The organism is Shewanella sp. SM55 (assembly GCF_025654025.1).
Taxonomy (GTDB): Bacteria; Pseudomonadota; Gammaproteobacteria; order Enterobacterales; family Shewanellaceae; genus Shewanella; species Shewanella oncorhynchi.
The window spans coordinates 106,876-129,824 of sequence record NZ_JAKKRS010000014.1 but is presented as its reverse complement, the minus strand read 5'-3'; the positions used below and the strand labels follow the sequence as shown (position 1 = coordinate 129,824).

Genomic DNA, 22,949 nt, shown 5'->3' with positions numbered 1-22,949 from the left:
CAAACCTGATGAGGTGCTGAGGCTGAGCCGTTTGACTATAAAAAATGCCACTCAAAAGGGCTGAGTGGCATTAACAAGAAAACGAGAAGTGAATCGATGAATTAGCGCTAGGATTTTACGCTAGCGCCATTGCACGATTAGGTTATGCGATTAAAAATTAACGGTTTCTTCGTTTGAGCAAGGGCCGTTAGTTTCACACACTTTATAGGTGAAGCTTGCGCCAGCTAGGTCGGTGAAACGGTCAATAAACGATGAGCTGCTTGAAGTACCCACCGCAACACCGTTACGGAAGATAGTGTACTCATCAGCGTTGTGACCTTCCCATTCAAGTGCAACACGAATGCTGCCGCGACGAGATTTGTTAGCGTTTTTCACTGTCATTTCTAACGCCACTTCTGGCACTTCAACTGCAAATTCTTCAGAAGTGCTTGCCGTTGCGCCATCGTTGTCAGTTACAGTCAGTGTGACTGTGTAGCTGCCTGACTGGGCATACTGATGATTGACACTCGCACCTGCGGCATTTGTACCATCACCAAAATCCCAGTTCCATGACGTCAGGTCGCCATCGCTGTCAGTACTGGTGCTTGTGAAGCTGCCGTTACCGTTAGCAAAGCTTGCAGTAAAGCCTGCAGTTGGAGCTTGGTTTGGTGTGTCATCGCCGTCATAAGCACCCACTAGGCTTACACCTGTGTAGCTGCTATAGCCGCTGACCATCACCCAATAAGTTCCCGTTTGAGCAGGATCAATAGCACAGCTTTCGGCATTACCTGACTTGTATGGACGGCAATCATAGCTGCTAGACGTCGGCGCTTGACCAAATTTAACATACATGTCCGCATCACCTGTGCCGCCTGACATATTGAAGCTCAGGTTAGTTGCACCGCTAGCGACATCGAGTTTGTAGTATTTTTTACTACCTGACGCACCCGCTAAACCTGTCACAGCAACACCGTTGGCGAGTTCAGTGGCTTCTGGTGGTGGCGGTGGTGGTGGCGTTTCACAAGGTGTGATACCCACAGCGGCAAACGCAGTAACCACATCGCTAGCATTTAAGCCTAAGTCAGTTGCGGCCGATTTAACACCACAGGCGCCTTGCCAGAATAAGCTGTCCGCCGTCCAATATAATTGGTTAGCGACTACAAATGTTTGGAATGCTTTGCGTGTATCCCAACCCGGTAAGTTAGCTAAAGTGTAGAAAGCTTTATTGAATACACCTGAACTGTGGTGCACGTCGATGCCATCATAGTAATCGTCGATATGACCGATTGAGATACCGTCTAAGGTTGGATCTGCCATGTAGCGCAGTGCACCGCTGCCTTTAAAGATATCGGCGCCGACTAACCAGTCGTTTGTGCCGTGCATGTAAAATTCAGCGGCTTCACCCGCCATATCTGAGAAGGCTTCGTTCATGCCGCCAGATTGATCTGCGTAAACCAGCCCTGAGTTTTGCTCAGTGAAACCGTGGCTCACTTCGTGTGCCGAGACATCTAAGCTCACTAATGGGTGGAAGGTTGTTGCGCCATCACCGAAGGTCATAGCGCTGCCGTCCCAGAAAGCGTTTTCGTAGTTGTTGCTGTAGTGAACTCGCATCGTTAACTGAAAGGTTAACGGTGCAGTGTTGTACCACTCGCTATACATCTTGTAGATCACGTTGCCGAAGTAGTGCGCATCGTTTAATGGCGAGTAAGCACCGTTGATCTCTTTGACTGTATTGCGCGGACAAGTATAAGAGAAGGGTGTGGCGCCTGATGTGGCACCGTTTAGGTTAACGGTTTTCACGTTAGGTGAGTTCATGGTGCAAGTGTCACCGCTCACTTCAACGTCTAAGCTAGAAAAATCAGTACCGTATTCGTATTGGCCAGTCTTAATGTTACCGCCTGGACCTGTGCCGGTTGCAGCATGGTTAATCCCTTCCCAACGCTTAATCACTTCACCTGAGTGCGCGTCAACCATAGTGAATGGGCGGCTTGGCTCATCGCCATATACTACAAATGAAGTCACATAAACGAGGCGAGTTTTAGCGGCATCATCGAGGTAAAGCCATAATTTTGCTTGTTTGTTTTCAGCTTTTAGGCCTGCAACGGCTTTGTCAGACTTGCCACGGATCGCAATATCTAACGCTTTGTTAGCCGTTAGAGTGGGTTTGACAAAATCAGCCGACTTTTCAATATTTTTTAATACGCGGCCAGACATGTCGCTGTAAAAGCCCATGCTCGATTGTGACGTCGCAACAGAGAAACCATAAACAGGTACGCCATGGAAATATTGTTGTAAACGTTGTTTTTGCTTGCCTTGACCTAGGTTGAGTTTTTTCTCGACTTTGAGTTGGCTACCTGCGTCTAAGCTGAACTGAGACACTAAGTTATTGCTTGAAGACGCGCTTCTAAGAGTGCCGACATCGACAACATCAGCAGCAAATGCGGATGTGCCTAAAGTGGCCGACACAGCAATGAAGAGTAGCGACAGTTTTTTGTTTAGCATCATGCTTGAAATCCTTTTTCCGTTTTGTAAATAACGTTGGAATGCCATACAGCTTAACTGGCTCGGGCGAGCGTTTTTTATTGTGATTTCTACAGGGTCGTCGGCATCCCTCTGCCATGGCCGCATAGAATGAGCTGTTGCTCAGGCGGGAATTCTCAGATTTTTATTCTGTGCAAAGCGTGAATAACCGCATGACTCTAGATGTTATTTAAATGTAAAAGTGTTAACAATCGTACAAAGGAACTATCTTCAACGTTCATTTAGACGCTTCTAAATCTGAATTAGGACTTTTGGGTAATAGCGATTTAGCCAAGCGGAAGGGTGATGCACTTGAGTGTTTTGCAGTAATTTAATGATTTATTTCAATTGTTTATTTTTCAGCGTTCTTGAAAAGGCTTGATTAAGGATGGGTTGTGCGTTGGGGTCATCATCCTATCAAGGTGTTGAGACCCTCGGCTTTGATTTATTCACTTAGAAAGACTCCATCGGAGTTGCCGCTGCTTGACTTGCTCTTCAGCTTATTTCACCAAGGTAACTCTGTGCCATCGTAGGCAAAAAAACGCCCTGTTTGTGCGGGTGTAGCATTGGCAATGATGGGCAGTAAGCTGTTGGCGACATACTCAGGTGTAAACAGTTTGTCTTTAGGGACACTCTGTTGAAATGGCTGAGATAATGGCGTGTCTGTCGTGCCCGGATGCAGAGACAACACCACGCCGTGTTTTATGGTGCGTTGCCATTCAATAGACAGTGTTTTGAGAAACATATTCAGCGCGGCTTTTGAGGCGCGATAGCTGTACCAGCCTCCTAATTTATTATCGGCAATGCTGCCGACTCTCGCCGATATCACCGCAAACCTTGCCGAGTGACTTTGTGTTAATGCCTTAGCAAAGTGCTTTGCCAACATGATGCTGGGTAGGGTATTGAGCGTTAAATTGTGCTGGAAAAAGTCGATATCCAGTGACTGTAGGCTTTTTTCTGGCCCTTTATCTTGGGTGTGTAAGATGCCGACACAGTTAATAATCCAATCTAATTCAGTGAGCTGTTCGCTTAGCTGTTTAATCTCAGCTTCATTGGTCACATCTAATGCATGCCATTGGATTTTCTCCTGCCTGTCTTGGGGAAGATGATGCCTGTAGGTGGCGTGCACGGTGGCGTCGGGATAGCTTTCTTGAATTAGCTTAACCATGGCTTTGCCAATACCCCCACTCCCGCCGACGATAAGTACTTTCATCACAAACTCTCCCTATCCAAATATCTATATCAAGCTATTTATATCAATGAGTTACGCTTAGCATTACTTCGCTACAAACGGTTTAGGTGAACGAGGTTGTGCTCGGCTGTGGCTAATATGGCGCTTCTTACGGACTCGTCCATTTTGTCCCAAGTCTGGTATAGCATGCCGATCCTAGGATTTTGCGACAATCGCGCGCGGTGTTTTTCCATAAAATGCCAATAAAAGCTATTGAACGGACAGGCAAGTGCACCGCTGCGCTCTTTTATCTTGTAATGACACCCGCTGCAGTAGTCACTCATTTTATTAATGTAAGAGCCGCTGGCGGCGTAGGGTTTAGTGCCGACAATGCCGCCGTCGGCAAACAAGGCCATGCCGCGGGTGTTGGGCATTTCAACCCATTCGATGGCATCAACATACACGCCTAAATACCACTCATCGACTTGATTTGGCTCGATTTCGGTTAATAAGCAGAAATTGCCGATCACCATTAAGCGCTGAATATGATGGGCGTAGGCAAAATCTAATGATTGGGATAAGGCTTGTCGCATGCAGCTCATCTTAGTGTCGCCATGCCAAAAATAATCGGGCAGTGTTTCATGGGCATCAAGCGCGTTAGTGCTGGCGTACTGTGGCATATTCGCCCAGTAAATGCCGCGAACGTATTCTCGCCAACCTAATATCTGCCGCACAAATCCTTCGACTTGGGCGATATCAATCTCAGCATTCGTTTGATAACTGTCGATGGCCGCATTGATGACTTCTAACGGGCTGATTAATTTACTGTTAAGGCTGAATGATAGTCGACTATGGTACAAGCTCCACTTGGCAGGATGTTGCGCTGTCATGGCATCTTGAAAACGGCCAAAGGAAGGCAAGCAAACCTGACAAAAATACGTTAATAATTCGAGGCTTTGCGCACGGTTTATCGGCCACAGCAATGGCGCATCAATACGACCCATGGTCGGAATTTGATGACGTTCAAGACGTGCGAGAATTTCCGTCACATCGAAGCTAAACATTAATGGCGCTGGCAAGACTTTTATATCTTGAGTTTTAAGTTTCTGACGGTTGCTGACATCAAAGTTCCATTGCCCGCCGAGTGGTTTTGCGTCTTGCATCAAGATGTTGTAACGCTTACGCATGCGGCGATAAAAGTGCTCCATCATAATGTGTTTGCCGACGGGGAACTGCGCATCGATTTCGTCAAAGGGCAAGATAAAGTGCTCTGTATCGACACAGTTCACCACGGCTGTGTTGAGTTTAAGCTGACTTAATTGCTCAAGTAGGCGGTATTCATCAGGCCTTTGGTATTCAAACTTGATCGCGCCAACCTGTGTTACCTGATGTTGAATGAGCCCCAGTAGATCGCTATAGCCCTGAGTGTTATTGAAGGTGTCATCAAGGGTGAGATAGAGCACTTGATGCCCTTGCGCACGCAGCTCTTTGGCAAATTGCGCCATTGCTGCAAAGAAGGCACATATCTTTTGCACATGATGGGTCACATAAGTGTTTTCTTGGTGCAGTTCTGCAATCACATACAGCACTTGATCATCAACGCGGTTAAACCAAGAATGCTGGGCATTGAGTTGATCGCCTAAAATTAACCTGACGGTATGGAATTGCATTAAGTGGACTCTGATGAATGACTTTCGCGGTTAAACATTTCGCGATGGGATATTGCAGGACATTACGAATTGGGTTGCTGTGAGGATCACAAGGCTGGGTATTTGTCGTGATTTCGACAAGGAGGTTTATCTAAACTTGGTTTGATAGCTTTTAAAGCAAAGTCAAAGTCGGCGGCTTCACCCCTTGATTTTCAATCAAGAGTCCTTGCCGAACAACGTCGATGTCTGACTGCCAGTTCGCCATCCTTGGCTTTCGTTCGTACCGCTGTTTCGCAGTACTCACCCTAGCGAAGTTACATGTATTAACTCTTTATTTATAAGCAGGGCTTCGTGTTTATTCAAAATTGCTAACGCTTACGGTGGTAAATCCCTATTAATTAAATAAAGAATCCGAAAGCTAACTCGGCATCCATGCCTCGCTCACGCGATTTTCTTCAACGCCCTTTAGCAACTTCGCAGGGGAAGGTGAACTTCTGAAGTTTTAGTGTTGTTTGTTAGTATTTAAAAAGAGTACTAACACTCCATTTTTAAAATTTAACAATGGGAGTCTAAATAACACGAGCTAATTCATATAATAAGGCTGGTGGAGCACGTTTTATAATACAAAAATGAGATTGGTATCCTTAGATATAAAAACATCGGCCTAGACCGATGTTTTGGGGTTGTCTGATGCAATAAAATTCACATAAACAGTGAGATAGCTAACCACTAATCCCAATATACAGTATAGACATGATAGCCAGCATACGGCTTAGGAGATAGTTGATGCTCGCCATAGGGCCAGCCTGTCCCCATTCCATCTGCCGCGATTCCTTCAATCCATTCTTCCACTTCCGCCAGAGGCGCACAGGTAAGAATATGAATGTTCTCAGCTGCAGGCCATAGCTCATCATCCTCAAGTGCTTCGGACCATTCATCGTGCATCCCAACATAAACACCTTGCACATCTGACCTATGTTCGATTTCTTTCAAGCAACGATAGATTTCTTTGATGGATGGTCGACCATAACCCCAATTATTGGGTGCGATAGACTCTTCATCTTCGTTTTCTAAAAAGTACTCATTTAATGTCACTACCGGACAGTGCTCTGGATCGGCGGTCGATAAGGCGCTTAATTTATTGAGTAATTCCGTTCTCGTTGTCACTGACAATACTCCATTTCTAAGATTTGTTTCCAGCGAAGGTTTAACTGTTTTATCACATATGCAGGGCTAATAATAAATCTGGCCATCCATTTTAGAGCAACAATATAATGCACTTTCAGGTTGCCTACAAAGAAGCTGTTTTCAAGACACCCAGTTTAAATGGCGTGGTAGTTAACCTCCGACTATAAGCATTAAACAAGGAGGTTTATATGCCGCGTCCTCTCAGAACTCAGATAAGCCTTGAAGACACTCCCTGTTACCATTGCTATAGCTGCGTTGTGCGGCGTGCTTTTTTATGTGGCGATGATGCCTATTCTGGGAAAAATTATGGCCATCGCTGTAGTTGGGTTGAGTCACTACTGTTTGAACTTGAAGCCGTTTTTGCTATCGATGTTGCAGCCTTTGCGGTGATGTCGAATCATCTACATGTGGTGCTGCGGGTCGATATCGACAGTGCCAATCGTTGGACTGACTGAGAAGTGCTGGAGCAGTGGCATAAGTTGTTTAAAGGCGATGAATTAACACAAAAATCCGTTTAAGGAGAGTTAGTTGAGGCGCATGAGGTCAACCGATTAAAGCATTCAATTGCAATTTACCGCAGCCGATTATGCGATATTTCATGCCTAAGTTTTCAAAAGAGTGCGATGTTTGAATGAGCTAATAGCAAGACAAGCAAATCAAGAAAATCAAGAAAATAACTGTACAGGCCGCTTTTAGGAGGGATGGTTTAAATCACAGGCCTTACTTGATGAAGTTGCTGATTTAAAATGGTAGGCCTGATAATTTTCATTCCATTATCCTTGATCATGTGATCGCGGTGTTCGCGCTTCCTTATGCTGCAAATGGCGCCATCAAGCGCTTAGGGATAACTCATTTTTAAATCAAAGTCGGCGAGTCACTGACGTAATAGTCTTAATCGTTGAGTGCATTGCTCGAAAAGTTATTATTTTATAGTATGTTAATCAATTTTAATGCGTCACTTAACGCAGCAGGAGCTTAGTTCGTATGCGGGAATATGATGGGATTGAAAAGCGTTACCAAAGGCCTGATGCCGATTTAGCTAAAAGTTTGATGATTATCGAAAATTTATTGGGTTTTACGCCGCTAGAGGATAGGTTGGAATTTGATTTGTCTTTTTGGGCTGGCGGCTCAGGTGTATTCGATAAGTTGGCGGTTTCATGTTCTGTGACTCCCGAGCAAATGGTACTCGCGCAAGATAAGTTGAGACTCTATTCCCCAGAGGCGGCGATAGCATTGGATGAATGGCGTGATGATTTTATTTGGCTAGTGGAGGATGAAGACGTTTGTACCGATGTGCTGGTTAGGTCGGCGCATTTTATTAATCAGAATAAAGCGCCATTTCAAGATGTTTGTCTTAAAACGCAATCCATTTATTTCGCTTACATGAGTGATGTGAATGGCTGGACTGCGGTATGGGGTCAGCAAGATAGGCTCAATTATGCTTATTTCTGCCAAGGATAGCCTTTATCTTTAAGTGATTACCGACAATCGCCAGTTAAGTGTTATTTACCAGTCCGTAATCAAGGGCGTAGCTTTCAAGCTTGGCATCGAGATCATCTAGATCTTTATAAAACTCGTCATCGAGCTTATCGAGTACGCTGTACAGGTCTTGGTTATCGGTTGCGGCTAAACGACGATCTCTGTCTATTGGTACTGGCTTTTCGCCAAACACGGCCTGTTTTGCTTGGTGCAATAAGTTTAACGAGTGGCTTGCTCCCATTTGGATAAGTCCACGTTCAGCGAAGGCGTAATGCTCACCTGAAGAGTTGTCGAAATACTGAATAAATCCACCATTATAGACTTCGCCAGATAAGCAGTTCACCGCATAGTAGTTTTGTTCCTCTGGTCTAAGCGTATAAAAACCTTGTTCTTTGTTATGTACCCTTACAACAAGATCTCGCCAAAAGGCTCGAAAGGGACAGGTTTTATCGAGTTCACGCTCTTGTTGGTAGTATTCCTTCGCACGCTCGAGATTTGCACGTATGCCATTTTTGCAGGGCATGCATAAACCCTCATTTTTCTCGGCGGTACTCGGAAGGATTAAGGTGTTACATTCTTGGCAGGGGATTTTTTCCGACATGGTCTTTCCTTTGATACTCAAGTCAGTAAGAGAAGTCACAGCTTCACAAGCTACCCATTGTTAAATTCTCTGTTTCTAGAGTTTACATCGCACAATTAAGCGTCTATTTACCTAACGTACTAGTTGTACTTTATATTCATCGCAATCAGCGGTTCGCGTGAGGCTTTTTCTGCGCGTAGGCGGGCGAGGTATTTTTCCCATAGGTCCACCTGGTGGGTGGCGAGATCGTAGAGCACTTTCCACGAGAATAGGCCTGTGTCGTGGCCGTCATCGAAGACGATTTTCACTGCGTAGTTACCGACGGGTTCTATGGCACTGATGTTGACGTTTTTCTTGTGGGTGACCAGTTTTGGATTACCGTGACCATGCACTTCGGCCGAGGGCGAGTAGACTCTGAGCATCTCGCAGCTGAGCTGATATTGCTCACCATTATCGAAACTGATTTCTAGAATGCGTGATTTACGTTTCAGTTTAAGATCGGTGACATTGGGCGTTGCTGTGGTCATAGGTTGGCTACCAAGAAAATGCTAAGGATAGGATAACGACTCATTAAAATAACACCTGACTAATGTAACCACTCGCGGCCAAGGATACAAAGGGTAAGCGAGAGCCTTGCTCAGGCTTTTTCGTTTGAGTCACACTTTTGCATTTGAGTCGTCGTTTACCGCCAAGTCGTTTGAGCTTGGCGGTGAACAGTTTAGTACTAGAGGATAAAGCGGCTGAGATCTTCGTCTTGGACTAAGTTATCTAAGTGGGCGCTGACATAGTCGGCGTCGATAACAAAGGCGGAGCCCGATTTTTCCGATGCCTCGTAGGAGATATCTTCCATCAGCCTTTCCATCACAGTGTGTAAACGACGGGCGCCGATATTTTCGGTGCGCTCGTTCACTTGCCATGCGGCTTTCGCAATGCTGTCGATACCCGATTCGCTGAATTCAACTTTCACGCCTTCTGTGCCCATCAGCGCGATATATTGCTCGGTTAGCGAGGCGTGTGGCTCCGTCAGAATGCGTTTAAAATCATTGGCTGATAATGCATCTAGCTCGACACGGATCGGTAACCGACCCTGTAATTCAGGAATTAAATCCGACGGTTTAGACATCTGGAATGCGCCAGAGGCGATAAACAGTATGTGGTCGGTTTTTACCATGCCGTGTTTTGTGGTGACAGTGCAGCCTTCGATGAGCGGCAGTAAGTCACGTTGCACACCTTCACGGGAAACATCTGGGCCTGAGGTTTCACCACGCTTACAGATTTTGTCGATTTCGTCGAGGAACACTATGCCGTGTTGCTCAACCATTTCAATGGCTTGCTCTTTTAAATCTTCTTGATTAACCAGTTTTGCCGCTTCTTCTTCGATCAATAGCTTAAAGGCTTCTTTGATCTTCATCTTGCGACGTTTTGCTGGTGCTTGGCCCATGTTTTTAAACAGACTTTGCAGCTGGTTGGTCATTTCTTCCATGCCTGGAGGCGACATGATTTCGACGCCGATCTGTGGCTGTGCCACATCGATATCGATTTCTTTATCGTCTAATTGGCCTTCGCGTAGCTTTTTGCGGAAGACTTGACGGGTATTTGAGTTGGAATCGGTTTCAGTGCTTTCCCAGTCGTTTTTCGGCTTAGGCAACAGGGTATCGAGAATGCGCTCTTCGGCATTTTCTTCAGCGCGTTGGCGACACTTACCCATTTGCTGTTCACGGGTCAGCTTGATGGCGATATCGGTCAAGTCGCGGATGATTTGCTCGACTTCCTTACCGACATAACCCACTTCTGTGTATTTAGTCGCTTCGACCTTGATAAAAGGCGCGTTCGCCAGCTTGGCTAAACGGCGGGCAATTTCAGTTTTACCAACGCCCGTTGGGCCAATCATCAGAATATTTTTTGGGGTGACTTCTTGACGGAAATCCGCGTCAAGTTGCATCCGGCGCCAGCGGTTGCGCAGGGCGACAGCAACAGAACGTTTGGCCTTTTGTTGGCCAATAATGTGTGCATCCAGCTCGTGGACAATCTCACGGGGGGTCATTTCAGACATAATATTCCTCACGGGCTGTTTAGTAATTGAGTTCTTCAATCGTTTTGAATTGATTGGTGAATACGCAGATATCCGCAGCAATAGTCAGGGATTTTTCGGCGATTTCTAAGGCTGACAGCTCAGTATTTTGCAATAGTGCAAGGGCCGCCGCTTGGGCATAGTTGCCGCCTGAACCAATGGCGACTAAGTCGTGTTCTGGCTGAACGACATCACCATTACCTGTGATGATCAGCGAGGTTTCCGCATCGGCCACGACTAACAGGGCTTCGAGTTTACGCAGCATACGGTCGGTACGCCAATCTTTGGCGAGCTCAACGGCCGAGCGCAATAAATGGCCTTGGTGCATTTCGAGTTTGGCTTCGAAACGCTCGAATAGGGTGAAAGCATCGGCAGTGCCGCCTGCAAAACCTGCCAGTACCTTGTTGTGATATAAGCGACGCACTTTTTTGGCGTTACCTTTCATGACGGTATTGCCTAGGGAGACTTGGCCATCGCCGGCGATGACAACTTGATTATTACGGCGTACTGATACGATAGTGGTCACAATGAATCCTCTTCTGGCCCGCAGCAAAAGTTGCGGTGGATGATGGGATATATATGGGGATGGATGACAATAATTCAAGTAATCGCGGCAAATGCCAAAGGAGTTTGCGATCTTTCGCGCTCCTTTAGCAATAAAAATAAGCGCTTATTGGGAAAGGGTGGATCGACCTACAATAGTGCGGCCATCGAAGGGATAGTATTTAAGATCCCAGTTTTCACTGCCGAAGCTGCGATCGTCAGAGACATAGTTGAAAATGCAGTAAGCATTGGGAGCGGTAATGTCGACGGCACCATACCAGTAAACAATGTCGACATTGGGAACTGTGCGCCAAGAGTATTGATCGGCAATGACAAATTCATTATTAGCCAAAAGACCTTGCCATAACTGACCACAATAATCGCCCTGCAATTTAGCACCGGCATCAGCGGTTGCAGTCTCTATTCCCAGTGGAAATCCTGTGGTGGTCGAGTCGAGTTTTCCGTCACCATAACAGGCGAGATCTTGGGTATAACCAGAGTGACCGCCCGCAAGCCAGCAACTGTGATAAAGCTTAACACCAGAGGTAAAGGCCGCAAATGCGGTTTTGGCTCTGGCATCGTGAGCATCTTGGCCTAGGTTTAAAAACCGTGGTGCTGCGACGACGGCCAAGATCCCAAGGATGATAATGACCACAACCAGCTCAATTAATGTAAAACCCTTCGATGACTGCAAACGACTCATATTGCTCACCTATTTGTTAGAGGACAATATTCTAACGGAACTTTGATTTGCAATCAGTAAGCCATTGATAATATTTAGTTGTTTAACATTGCTGTTACATGGTTATGCAGCAAGATGGCAAGCCATCACTTCACCCTTCAATGCAATCAGCCGAATGTAAACGGCTTATAAAGCCATTTTGTCTATAACACGATAGCGGGTTTGTACGTAGCCATTGTCATATTGCTGCGTGTGAATTGGCATTAATTGAATCGCTTGAGCTAAGTCGCCAAAGAGGGGAATACCTTTACCCAGTAAAGTGGGGATGCGAGTGAGCGTGAGTTCCTGAATTAGCCCCGCCGCTAAAAAGCCTTGGATTGTTTGGCCACCATCGATATAGAGATGTTTGAAGCCACGGGTTTTGAGTTGTTCGCTAATGCTTGCCGCATCGCCATTTAGCACTTGTACGTGCTCACTTAACGCCGACGGTACTGTTACGCCGCTGCGACTTAATACAAACACTGGGATATTTACATAGGGCCAATCACAATCGAAGGAGAGGACTTTTTCAAAGCTTTTTCGTCCCATTACAATCGCATCAATAGTGTCGATAAAGGCATGATAACCAAAGTCTTCATCGGGATTAGTACTGGGGTGCTGATTTAAAAAGTCGATATCCCCATCGGGCGTTGCGATATAACAGTCGAGGGTCGCGGCAATAAAAATGGAGGCTTTCATTCATCTTCCTTAATGCTATTTTCGAGCGTGTTTCTCTAATGATTCTTTCAGTGCTTGTTGTTGAGCGAGGCAGTCTTGTTTTGCTTTGCCCGACATATCGTTACACGTTTGACCTTTATCTGGGCCTTCCAATATGGCGGCTGCAACATAAACTGCGGCGTCGGCTGCATTGCATTCTTGTTTGCTGTAGGGGGAATTTGTATCACATTTTGAATTAAGTGGCCCAACGCAGCCACTCATACAGGTTAAGACTAAGGTGCTAAAGCTAAGTAATATTAAAGGTTTGAACATTCGCTCTTCCATGATTCATATTATTTGAGACGGTTGGAAAGTATATAACTGCTTTGCAGACGGAACTAGAATTGGATCGTTCCATTTCCACTTTAGTTGTTATCTTGGAGGAAGGCATTCGCGGATGGAAGCAAAAAATCCCCGAGGGTATAGTTACCCTCGGGTGGAGGTTCAAAAAGCAGTGGATTTCTTGAGCGCCTGCGGGGCACAAAGGAAGGAACCTATGGCGTGATTGTGCGGGCTGATACGATATTTCACAAAGCCAAATGCGCAAACTGCGACAGCTTGTCGCAGGTTGGATGAAAACTGTGTAGTTACGGTATCTTGAATGGTCGGGGTAAAAAGGGTTTAACGGTTAAATCCTTATGCGTGGCGAGAAGGCTTAACGATTGTTTAGTGACCACGGGTGATTGACTTATAAGACAGAATTCAGATTGCCTAAGTGTTGCACTAGCTCTGCCATATTGTTCACTTCGAGCTTTTTCATGATTTTTGCGCGGTGTACTTCAATCGTGCGCAGGGATAAAAACATCGCCTCCGATATTTGCTTGTTAGTCATGCCTTGGATCACATGGGCTAACACTTGCTGTTCGCGCTCGGTCAGTTGGTCAAATTTATGTTGCAGACTTTGCTGCTCGAAGGCCGCTTGGCTTTCACGCTGCGCCTTTTCAATCGCTTGTACTAATGCCTTGCCGGACACTGGTTTTTGAAAAAAATCGCAGGCTCCCTTACGAAAGGCGCTTAACGCCATAGGTAAATCACCATGGCCAGTGAGAAATATCACGCCTAGCGGGCTGTGGGTTTCCAGTAATTTTTGCTGCACTTCTTGGCCGGTGATTTCTGGCATTCGACTATCTAAAATCACGCAGCCCGCCTGTGATAATGCACAGTGCTCAAGGAAGTCGCGGCCGCTGTTGAAGGTTTGCACTTGATAGCCAAATTGTCCGAGCATAAAGCCCAGTGAATCCAGAATCGCTTCATCGTCATCGACTAGATAGAGTGGCAATTTTATCGACATGGTGTTCCTTGTGGCGCGGTAAGCATGCTATCAGCTTAAGCTGGGTGCGGAGTGGGCTCAATTTTAAGCCTAGGTCTTGGGAGATACATCACTAAATTAGCCAATTCCCTCTGGGCATAAATCAGAGTTTGGCGACATTTCACAGCTTGATTTTTATCTGCGAGCTAAAGTCGTTCCATGACAATGGCATATAAGAGTGGGTAATAGAGGCGATGACGATTGACTCTTGGTGTAAAGCGATATTGATGGGATTCTTGCTGAGTGTCATTGGGCTTAATCCGTCCTATGCCAACGAAGCGACAGAAGTGAACCATTTTAGAGTCGGAGTGCTGGCAAATCATGGCGTGTTACAGGCCAAGCAGCGTTGGCAACCTATGATGGATTACCTCAGTGAGCAAGTGCCTAATAGTCATTTTGAAGTCGTGCCTGTGGATTTTAATGGCATGCGTAGTCAGTTACTTGAGCATGATTTGCAGTTTATCGTCACTAACCCTGGGCAATATCTGCATCTAAGTAACAATTTCCCGCTGTCTTGGCTTGCGACAATGAAGAGTCGTAAGCATCAAGGCAGCACTTTTACCATAGGCGCGACCATTATTGTCCGCGCCGACAGCCCTATCCGTACCTTGCAGGATTTGCGCGGGCGCAATGTGGTCGCCAGTGATCCGCAGGCTTTGGGCGGGTATCAAGCGGCCATGGGGTTACTGCATAAAATGGGTTTTTTACCCGAACAGTTTTTTGGGCAAGTGCGCTTCCTCGGGTTCCCGTTAGAACCGCTTATCTATCAAGTCAGAGACGGCAGTGCCGACGCCGCAATAGCGCCTTTTTGTACCTTAGAGGAAATGATCGCAACGGGTCTTGTTAATCAGGGCGATTATCGGGTTATCCATCCTGCAACGCCTGCAGGATATGATTGTGAGGTGAGCACTCAGTTATACCCAAACTGGTCATTCGCTGCGGCGGATACGGTTTCTCCTAAGCTGACGATGGCGATTACCCGCGCCTTATTCGATTTACCCGCCGATCATATTGCAGCAATTACCGCCGATACTTTGGGCTGGACTGCGCCCGTAAGCCAGTTAAAAGTGATTGAGTTATTTAAAGAATTACAACTACAGGGAGCATCACCACCACTTTATCAAACCGTATACAAATGGATGGCAAAAAATAAAGAATGGGGTGGCGCACTGTTGTTAATTTTCATTATTTCCACCATTTATCACCTGTGGCTTGAATATAAGTTTCGCCAGAAAAGTGAGTTTTTAGTTAGCACTGAGCGTCAATTAAAGGACAAGGCACTGCAGCTTGAGCGACTGCAAAGTGCGGCGATTCTTGGGGAAATAGGTGCAGGACTTGCCCATGAACTCAATCAACCCATAGCCGCCATTACCCAATACAGCGAAGGTGCCATGCTACAACTGGAAAGGCTTGGGCAAGATAATCCGGAACTCTATGATGTACTCGGTAAAATTAATGCGCAGTCGATTCGCGCTGGAGCGGTTGTGCATCGTATTCGCGGTTTACTCAAGCGGCGTCAGGCCAAGACCGAACCTTTAGATATAGTGCCAGTGGTGAAAGAAGCTTTAGCTCTGTTGCGGCGCGAGCTAGACCGCGCCAATGTGCAAGTGAATGTGCGAGTGCAGGGTGAGCCCTTTGAACTGATGGGCGATAGCGTTGGTTTAAGCCAAATGTGGGTCAATTTAGTAAAAAATAGCTTAGATGCGTTAGAAACCTGCGGCGATAATCGTGTGCGTCAATTATGGATCGATATCTATTATCATCCAAATGAAATCAAAGTGTTAGTTATTGATAATGGCGAAGGGCTACAGGGGCAGGCGAGTGAGTTGATGGCATCTTTTGCCTCAACCAAAGATGCGGGATTAGGGCTTGGCTTAGCCATCTGTAAGGATGTGGTCACCCGCCATCACGGCAGCATTCAAATCGAAAACTGTCAGCAATCCACGCAAGCGTTACTCCCTTGGCAACAGGGCTGTGTGGTGACAGTCGTTCTTCCCAAGGAATAGGGTTATACACTTATGAGTAACCCTTAATGTGCGCATTAGCCCGGAGCATCCGACAGCTTTTATTGGTTAGCGGTTAATATTAATAAAAGCATCATTTTCATAATAATATTTTGCTGCACTAATTAATTCATTTAACCCAGCTTCAGAATTTTGTTGCAGCAAATTACTCTTAATACTTTGCAAATCTGACACACTTAAGAAGCTTTTATAACCAATAGATGTTGGGTAAATTGGTTCATCATCAATACCACGATCTTCTTCTGTGTCATCGTCAAGTACAAGACATAATATCGAGTCATTAATTTCTTTATTAGAAGGTATATATACATCCCACTTCCAATCTAAAGATTCAATTTTATCCAACATGTTCTTGAGAGTTAATTCTAAACGCATTACGCACCTTTTGTGATACAGCGAGTCATTCCCGCGCCTTATTTGCGGTTAGTTTTGGGATGGAAAAGCCTTCGCTTGATCTCTGATCCACTTCATTCATAACTGTAGATATTTACCAAAATATTCATCGACAGTTTTATGGCAGTATTTATCTTCACCTCGCCAATACTCAGCGAACACCCAGTCATTTTTGCCTTTAGAAGGGCGATTGTAGCTCCTTGGTCGTAACACTCCAATACTGGCTAAAATCTCTATTAATACCTGCCTTTCTGCTTTACTGGACTTTACGACCTTAGCCAATCTTTTTTCAAGGGCACTGGGATAATCAGTAGGTTCCGAACTTTCGATAGTGTTTAATATTTCTTTGAAACAATTTAAGTCTTCATCAGTTGGGTCAGGGATATCCGTATTTATAAATTGGTTTAAGTCAAAATATGTATATAAAATATCGCCATGACGGACACCACCCCATTTGATACGCTCGAAATTCAATACGTTTATATCTGTGTTGTTATAGTTGTGACTACCCCTTATCCCGTATTTGCAGTCTCGGCATACACCGCAGGTGTAGGAGTGTGAAGTTGGTTTTCCGTCGGAATATGAAGTGCCGGATATAACGGGTGTATATTTATGCTCTGGGATATTTTTGGCAATTGAATAGGATGATAAAGAAGATCTTAAGTCTAAGCGGCGAGTTGTCAGGCTACTTAAAAAACCTTTAGCAATTTGTGCTCTGGATATTATTTTTACTACTTTTGCAATGGTATCTATGCAGTCATCGTGAGAAATCGAAATCGGATCAAACATCAATCCTTGTGACTTTGCGTACTCAAAATCTCCATCAGATAAGAGTCTATCTTTTGAGTCTATCCATCCATTCTTCCAGTAGGTGGAGAATAATATTTTCTTCGCTTTCTTATCCATATTTGAATTTATGCTTTCACTTAACGTTTGAGTATTAATGTGTAGCGTTGTTTGCGAGACATAAATCACTTGTTCGACTTGGCTACTACGACGATGTTAATTGGTGTGAATGATGCTATAGGAATTTGTTTTGACAGGGTAGTGGTTTTTATACAACTTTGGTGGTAATTGCTTGATATCGTTTTAGCTTTATCATTACGTTTGCATTATTAGTGACGTTGATTTCGAGTATTCTGGCCTTACATTTTGGTTGACACAGGTACTACATCATCTCAACGACATTAAACCTATAAGGCATATTTACTTTTAGTTTTCTATCATCTAGCAACGACTTGATGGTGGTTATTTTCTTCACATGACCACTTGTTTATCGTGGTTTTCTATTAGGATACTTTGGACGTTTGTAATTTAGGGCAGTGGATAGTTTTGGGAGAACTGGCTGAGCTTTTCTACTAAAAACTCTATGGTGCGACGGATCTTATGGCTGGGATAATCGGTTTGTAGGTATACCAATTGCAGTGGGATCGGCGGGGCTATTTTATCGGCTAGCACTAAGTGGAGTCTGCCTTCGGTCACATCTTGCGCCACATCGAGCCAACTCTTATAGGCAATTCCACGACCTGAGAGTGCCCAGTCGCGGATCACTGCGCCATCGTTACAGAAACGTTGGCCTCTGACTTCGATTTCAACGGGCGCGCCGTTATGACTTAACTTCCATTTCTGCCACGGCTCACCGCCGCGATTTAAGATCAGTACTGCGTGTTGGCTCAGTTCATTTAGCGTGCTTGGTGTGCCGTGTTGTGCCAGATAAGCGGGTGAGGCGACCAGTACCCTTGGGGTCATGGCGAGCTGACGCCTTTTAAGGTTTGAGTCGTCAAGTTGGCCATAGCGCAAAGCCAAATGGATATTTTGGTCGATTAAGTCTGTCATATGATCGCCAAAATACAGCTGCACTGTCAGTTCTGGGGCGCAGTCCATTAATTCATCGAGCCAAGCACGGATCTGGCTGCGACCAATATCCGAAGGTAAGGCGAGGCGTACTTCGCCCTTAAGCTCACCCCTGTGTTCGGCTAAATTGGCGCTGGCGGTTTCGAGAATCGCCAGTGCGGGTTTCGCAGAATCGAGAAAAATCCGCCCTTCTTCTGTGAGCTGTAAGCGCCGCGTCGAGCGAGCAAATAGCTGACATCCTAGCTTTTTCTCTAATCTTTGCAGCGCGGCACTTGCCGCTGCCGGCGTCATGCCTATTTCTTTACTGGCTGCCGAGAGACTTTCTAAGGCTGCGATACGCAGCGCTAATTGCAGATCGTTTAAATGATACATATCAAATTATTTTTGAAAATGATTTTAATAATAGCCTGATTATCAATATAGATTAACTAATGCACAATTGCACCACTGATGTTTCATCTTAATTTCTGGTTCGGAGTGTGTATGAGTCTATTCATGTCTTACAAATTAGCGTCACTGGCATTAAACAATCGCATTGTGATGGCCCCTATGACTCGGGCGCGTACTACGCAGCCAGGCAATATTCCTAATGATCTGATGGCGCAATATTATGCCCAGCGCGCCTCGGCGGGGTTAATCATCACAGAAGCGACACAAATATCCGATGACAGTCAAGGCTATTCATTTACGCCGGGCGTGTATACCGCGGAGCAAATTGAGGGCTGGAAAAAAGTCACCGCGGCAGTGCATCAGGCTGGTGGTAAAATCTTCAATCAAATTTGGCATGTTGGCCGTGTATCGCACCCGATTTTTCAGCAGGGTAATGCCCCGATTGCGCCATCAGCTATTGCGCCCGTTGGCACTAAAGTATGGATTGTGGATGAAGCGCATCCTGAAGGGCAAATGGTGGATTGCCCAGAACCTAAGGCTATGGTGCAAGCGGATATCGACCGCGTTGTGGCCGATTTTGCACAGGCGGGAGTGAATGCGGTTGCGGCGGGTTTTGATGGCATCGAAATTCACGGTGGCAATGGTTATCTAATTGACCAGTTTTTACGCACCAATTCAAACCACAGAACTGATGCCTACGGCGGTACTCAGGAAAATCGCATTCGTTTTTTACTCGAAATTGTCCAAGCCGTGAGTGCGAAAATTGGTGCCGATAAAGTCGGGGTTCGCCTCGCCCCTTACGTGACGTTTAAAGATATGGCGTGTCCTGAAATTGTAGACACTATTCTGTTAGCGGCTAAGCATTTATCGGCATTGGGCGTGGCATATGTACACCTTTCAGAGGCGGATTGGGATGATGCGCCGCAGGTGCCAGAATCCTTTAGAGTCGAGCTGCGCAAAGTCTTTAAGGGCAGCATTATTGTTGCGGGTCGCTATGATGTGGCGCGTGCCAATGAAGTGATTGATAACGGTTATGCGGACTTAGTTGCCTTCGGTCGACCTTTTATTGCGAATCCTGATTTGCCTTACCGTTTAATGCATCAATTGCCTTTATCAGCATTCGACAAAGGGCCCTTGTTTGGCGGTAGTGCAGCGGGTTATACCGATTATCCTACACACAACGAAGCATTGAGAGCCGTCATCCGATCCGCTGACGATGAGGTGGCATAATGGATCGGGTTAACACTTTGTATGTTCAACGCTTACCCGCTTGGCTCAGCTTAAGTCTATGGTTTTCAGGCTTTATAGGTATCGCTATTGTGGGTTTTAGCTTAGCAAGTCTGAGCATGGATGCGTTAGCCGCTCAAGGGGCAACAACACAGGATAGTGCTAAAGTGCGAGCGGCGTTAGTGCCAAAAGTAGCGGCAATGGAAACGATTTCTGATCAATCACCGCAGGCACAAGCTATCGCCCGCGCCGCTTTGTTATATGCCAGTTTTTGGCACACGGGCGATGCAAGTTTTGCCCACGGCGCATTGGCGACTGGTTTTATCGACCGTACTCTGCCCGCTGGCCGCGCACAGGGAATCACGGGGCCACTCGAAGCCTCAAAGGCATTTAGGGCAGCGGTCCCCGATCTCTCTGTTTCAGTTGAGCATTTGCTAATAGTTGGCGATCGTGCAGTGGTACGTCTGCGTTTTAATGGCCGCTTTACTGGTGTCTTTGGTGAGCAAAAAGGCCAAGGGCAGAAAATCGATTTTCGTGCTGTTGACATGTATCGAGTACGGGATGGTTTCATCACAGATAACTGGCACCTCGAAGATTATCAAACGCTATTTTCTCAATTAGCTGCAGGGACTCAATCATGAATCAACGTCGACGATTTTTAATGGCAGGTGGCGCCATCGCTGCTGGGTTCGGCCTAAGCCAAACGGCGCTTGCTATTGGTTTACCATCATTAGATACCTTAGAAAATGACTCCAAAAGTTCAGGTGGCAGTGGGATGAACAAAATATTTTGGCCAAGTGGTGAGCAGTTAGTGATTTCAATCTCAATGCAGTTTGAAGCAGGTGCTCAAGATAAAAATGCCGAAGGGCCGTTTCCGCCGATGGAAAAGGGCTACCCAGATACTATCACCCCGACTTGGTACGATTACGGTATGAACGAAGGCATTCCAAGGCTGCTGCGCTTGTGGCGTAAGCACAATATCAAGGTGACTTCTCACATGGTTGGGCGCGCCGCCGAGCTACATCCTCAACTTGCCAAACAAGTTGCAGATGAGGGGCATGAGATTTCGGGTCACGGACAAACGTGGACGCCACAATACAGCATGTCGCCAGCAGAGGAACGCGCCTCCTATGTGGCGAGTATTGAGACGCTGCAAAGGATCACAGGTCAGCGCCCCTTAGGTTTTAATGCCTTTTGGATGCGCCACAGCACTCAAACCCTCAATATTTTGCAGGACTTAGGTTTTATTTATCATATCGATGATCTATCGCGGGACGAACCTTCAATTATCCCTGTAGGAAATAAGCCTTTTGCTGTTGTGCCTTACACTTTACGTAACAATGATATCGGACGTTTTGGTGGCAACACAGCTATGACGGCCGCGGCCTTTTTACAGGAACTAAAGGATGAGTTCGATATGCTCTATCAAGAAGGTTCGACGCAGCGACGGATGATGTCGATCAGTGTGCACGACCGTATTGGTGGCGCTCCTGGACTTGTGACCGCTTTAGATAAGTTTATTCAGTACGCTAAAGATCACACCAATGTAGGCTTTATGCGTAAAGATGCTATTGCTAAGTGGGCGCTGGCGCAAAAGGACACACCGACCAATCCTGCAAGAACATTTTAGCCTGCTGTAGCTTTGTTGGAAGAGGTTTTAATGGTTAACAAAAAGCGCGTTGTTTAACGCGCTTTTTGTTTTTGGGAACCCTTATTACTGCGAGTCGAAAGTGATTAACGCATGGCCAACATGGCCCAAGTGCGGCGACCCTGCTCCAGAATTATCCCCACGGCAAGTCCCGCAGCGGCGTTGATGGCGAGGCAAGTCACAGCGGTTGATAAAATCACAAAGATACAGAAGGGCTTACCATCGATTAAGCGTTTCGACCATGCTAATTGCAGCCCCGCAGTGGTCAGTAAACTGCCGAGGATTGCCATAGGAATAAGGCTTAATAGCCAAGCGATATTAGTACCCCAGCACAGGGCTATCATTAAGCACGTACTGCCAAAAATTAACGGCGCCAGATAAGTGCGAGCACCAAAATGGTATTGCACCGCAAGTCCGCCCGCACCGTGGCACATGGCCGAGGCACCAAAGGGCGCGAGCAATAAGTTGGCAAGACCTGAGCTAATGGCGAAGTTTTTGGGTGTGAGTTTGGCGGCATCTTCAGGGAATTTCTCCTGCGCCATTACTGATGTAGCAATCACTGCATTGGTTAAGGTGAGAGCCAGTTGTGGCAAAACCAACAAAAGGGCGGCAGAGGTCCATTCAACTGATGTCGGCCACGCTAATTGAAATGGCGCTGTCATTGCTTGAATATCAAAGTTAGTGGCTAAACTAGTTTGTGTACTTGCTTGCCAAATCATCCCCGCTGCTATGACTAAGGGCATGGCAAGGTAACGCAGCGGCAAAAATTTACTGATAAATAACAGTACAAATGCCCCCACGCCAACCAGCCAAAATTCACTCATCATCTTAGTGCCCATCCACATCAGTTGCAGACCTATGGCGAGTTGAATGCCAACACTCACAGCTTGGGATAACTGTTTGGCTAACCAAGTGATGGCGCCGCTAAAGGCGAGAATTAACAGGATAATGCCCATTAACATGGCGCTTGCCTGCAACATGCCTGGGGTTAAGCCCTGAGCGATCACCAGTGCAGCGATGACTTTCATCGGTTGTACCGGAATCGGGCGACGGTAAAACAGCGCGCTGAGAATAGCGAATAGACCAAACCCCAAAAATATCCCTTGGGGCGAAAATTGATTGAGGGCAATTAGCCCTAGCACTAAAGGTAAAAAAGTGCCTAAGTCGGCAAAAGCGCCACTGGTTTCACCGAGTAAACGGTTGAATGAAGGATTAGATACTGTTTGGGAAATTTTGCCCGAGGTCATACTGATTGCCGTAATTGAACACACTATGACTACGCAAAATAAATGCCATAAAAATCAGATGATTTGGGGGGTAAACAGAGTCAAACTACCGTATTGAGTCACTCAATGAGACAAACTGGGGCAAGGCCGAAGAATGGCTGAGTCTAATTGTCTTTTTGAGTGAGAGTAACAAGATTATAAAAAAAGAGATCTTAGTAAAAACTAAGATCTCAAAGGGTATTACTGGGAACTCGATTTGG

Annotated in this window: 21 protein-coding genes and 1 pseudogene; 6 read left to right on the top strand and 16 right to left on the bottom strand. The window is 46.0% G+C overall.

Annotation, left to right across the window (positions count from 1 at the left end; translation table 11 throughout):
• Positions 1-150: 150 nt before the first annotated feature.
• The 4 genes from L5L91_RS16925 to L5L91_RS16910 form a co-directional block, all read right to left on the bottom strand.
• The gene (locus L5L91_RS16925) at positions 151-2,484 is read right to left on the bottom strand and encodes a M4 family metallopeptidase (RefSeq protein WP_263237224.1); all 2,334 of its coding nucleotides are present in this window, start codon (positions 2,482-2,484) and stop codon (positions 151-153) included.
• 520 nt (positions 2,485-3,004) lie between these two features.
• A complete protein-coding gene (locus tag L5L91_RS16920; protein WP_263237241.1) occupies positions 3,005-3,712 on the bottom strand; it encodes an SDR family oxidoreductase in 708 nt (235 codons plus the stop codon).
• A gap of 71 nt (positions 3,713-3,783) precedes the next feature.
• Positions 3,784-5,340 (bottom strand): cryptochrome/photolyase family protein, encoded by a 1,557-nt coding sequence (locus tag L5L91_RS16915; protein WP_263237222.1) that lies wholly within the window; start codon positions 5,338-5,340, stop codon positions 3,784-3,786.
• Between the two features lie 708 nt (positions 5,341-6,048).
• Positions 6,049-6,486: a hypothetical protein gene (locus L5L91_RS16910; protein ID WP_113940113.1), complete on the bottom strand. Its 438-nt coding sequence runs from the start codon at positions 6,484-6,486 to the stop codon at positions 6,049-6,051.
• A 209-nt stretch (positions 6,487-6,695) separates the two neighbouring features.
• On the opposite strand from L5L91_RS16910, the pseudogene L5L91_RS16905 reads away from it, so the two are divergent.
• Both L5L91_RS16905 and L5L91_RS16900 read left to right on the top strand, forming a co-directional pair.
• A pseudogene (locus L5L91_RS16905) lies at positions 6,696-7,200 on the top strand (transposase); the annotation flags it as partial.
• A 291-nt stretch (positions 7,201-7,491) separates the two neighbouring features.
• A complete protein-coding gene (locus L5L91_RS16900) occupies positions 7,492-7,968 on the top strand; it encodes a hypothetical protein (RefSeq protein WP_263206915.1) in 477 nt (158 codons plus the stop codon).
• Positions 7,969-8,002: 34 nt separating this feature from the next.
• Here L5L91_RS16900 and L5L91_RS16895 read toward each other — a convergent pair whose 3' ends face one another.
• The 8 genes from L5L91_RS16895 to L5L91_RS16860 form a co-directional block, all read right to left on the bottom strand.
• Positions 8,003-8,587: a DMP19 family protein gene (locus L5L91_RS16895; RefSeq protein WP_263206913.1), complete on the bottom strand. Its 585-nt coding sequence runs from the start codon at positions 8,585-8,587 to the stop codon at positions 8,003-8,005.
• A 119-nt stretch (positions 8,588-8,706) separates the two neighbouring features.
• Positions 8,707-9,093 carry a gamma-butyrobetaine hydroxylase-like domain-containing protein gene (locus tag L5L91_RS16890; protein ID WP_063883307.1) on the bottom strand — a complete coding sequence of 129 codons (387 nt, stop codon included), beginning with the start codon at positions 9,091-9,093 and terminating at the stop codon, positions 8,707-8,709.
• A 197-nt stretch (positions 9,094-9,290) separates the two neighbouring features.
• Positions 9,291-10,619 carry an HslU--HslV peptidase ATPase subunit gene (hslU, locus tag L5L91_RS16885; RefSeq protein ID WP_263237221.1) on the bottom strand — a complete coding sequence of 443 codons (1,329 nt, stop codon included), beginning with the start codon at positions 10,617-10,619 and terminating at the stop codon, positions 9,291-9,293.
• Positions 10,620-10,638: 19 nt separating this feature from the next.
• Positions 10,639-11,163 (bottom strand): ATP-dependent protease subunit HslV, encoded by a 525-nt coding sequence (gene hslV, locus L5L91_RS16880; protein WP_006083300.1) that lies wholly within the window; start codon positions 11,161-11,163, stop codon positions 10,639-10,641.
• Between the two features lie 144 nt (positions 11,164-11,307).
• The gene (locus L5L91_RS16875) at positions 11,308-11,883 is read right to left on the bottom strand and encodes a type II secretion system protein (RefSeq protein WP_263237220.1); all 576 of its coding nucleotides are present in this window, start codon (positions 11,881-11,883) and stop codon (positions 11,308-11,310) included.
• Between the two features lie 165 nt (positions 11,884-12,048).
• Positions 12,049-12,600: a dihydrofolate reductase family protein gene (locus L5L91_RS16870; protein WP_263237218.1), complete on the bottom strand. Its 552-nt coding sequence runs from the start codon at positions 12,598-12,600 to the stop codon at positions 12,049-12,051.
• Between the two features lie 15 nt (positions 12,601-12,615).
• Positions 12,616-12,891, bottom strand: a complete 276-nt coding sequence (locus L5L91_RS16865; protein WP_173247249.1) for a hypothetical protein — start codon at positions 12,889-12,891, stop codon at positions 12,616-12,618.
• Positions 12,892-13,306: 415 nt separating this feature from the next.
• Positions 13,307-13,909: a response regulator transcription factor gene (locus L5L91_RS16860; RefSeq protein WP_105251242.1), complete on the bottom strand. Its 603-nt coding sequence runs from the start codon at positions 13,907-13,909 to the stop codon at positions 13,307-13,309.
• 212 nt (positions 13,910-14,121) lie between these two features.
• Between L5L91_RS16860 and L5L91_RS16855 the strand changes: the two genes are divergently transcribed.
• Positions 14,122-15,933 (top strand): PhnD/SsuA/transferrin family substrate-binding protein, encoded by a 1,812-nt coding sequence (locus L5L91_RS16855; protein WP_198573041.1) that lies wholly within the window; start codon positions 14,122-14,124, stop codon positions 15,931-15,933.
• A 66-nt stretch (positions 15,934-15,999) separates the two neighbouring features.
• Here the strand turns inward: L5L91_RS16855 and L5L91_RS16850 are convergent, their stop codons facing one another.
• From L5L91_RS16850 to L5L91_RS16840, 3 genes are all read right to left on the bottom strand, one after another.
• Positions 16,000-16,326: a hypothetical protein gene (locus tag L5L91_RS16850; protein ID WP_263164299.1), complete on the bottom strand. Its 327-nt coding sequence runs from the start codon at positions 16,324-16,326 to the stop codon at positions 16,000-16,002.
• A 96-nt stretch (positions 16,327-16,422) separates the two neighbouring features.
• Positions 16,423-17,250, bottom strand: coding sequence for a hypothetical protein (locus L5L91_RS16845; RefSeq protein ID WP_263164300.1), 828 nt, complete (start codon positions 17,248-17,250; stop codon positions 16,423-16,425).
• 408 nt (positions 17,251-17,658) lie between these two features.
• Positions 17,659-18,570, bottom strand: a complete 912-nt coding sequence (locus tag L5L91_RS16840; protein ID WP_263237216.1) for a LysR family transcriptional regulator — start codon at positions 18,568-18,570, stop codon at positions 17,659-17,661.
• Positions 18,571-18,681: 111 nt separating this feature from the next.
• Here L5L91_RS16840 and L5L91_RS16835 point away from each other — a divergent pair, with 111 nt between their 5' ends.
• The 3 genes from L5L91_RS16835 to L5L91_RS16825 are packed head-to-tail and all read left to right on the top strand — an operon-like array spanning position 18,682 to position 21,445.
• Positions 18,682-19,818 (top strand): alkene reductase, encoded by a 1,137-nt coding sequence (locus L5L91_RS16835; RefSeq protein WP_263237214.1) that lies wholly within the window; start codon positions 18,682-18,684, stop codon positions 19,816-19,818.
• The gene (locus L5L91_RS16830; protein WP_113940104.1) at positions 19,818-20,456 is read left to right on the top strand and encodes an ester cyclase; all 639 of its coding nucleotides are present in this window, start codon (positions 19,818-19,820) and stop codon (positions 20,454-20,456) included. The genes L5L91_RS16835 and L5L91_RS16830 overlap by 1 nt, the downstream gene beginning before the upstream one ends.
• Positions 20,453-21,445, top strand: a complete 993-nt coding sequence (locus L5L91_RS16825; RefSeq protein ID WP_263172950.1) for a polysaccharide deacetylase family protein — start codon at positions 20,453-20,455, stop codon at positions 21,443-21,445. Before L5L91_RS16830 ends, L5L91_RS16825 begins: the two co-directional genes overlap by 4 nt.
• Positions 21,446-21,549: 104 nt before the next feature.
• Here L5L91_RS16825 and L5L91_RS16820 read toward each other — a convergent pair whose 3' ends face one another.
• On the bottom strand, positions 21,550-22,710 hold the full coding sequence (locus tag L5L91_RS16820) for a putative sulfate/molybdate transporter (RefSeq protein WP_106649267.1): 1,161 nt from the start codon (positions 22,708-22,710) through the stop codon (positions 21,550-21,552).
• Positions 22,711-22,949: the final 239 nt, after the last annotated feature.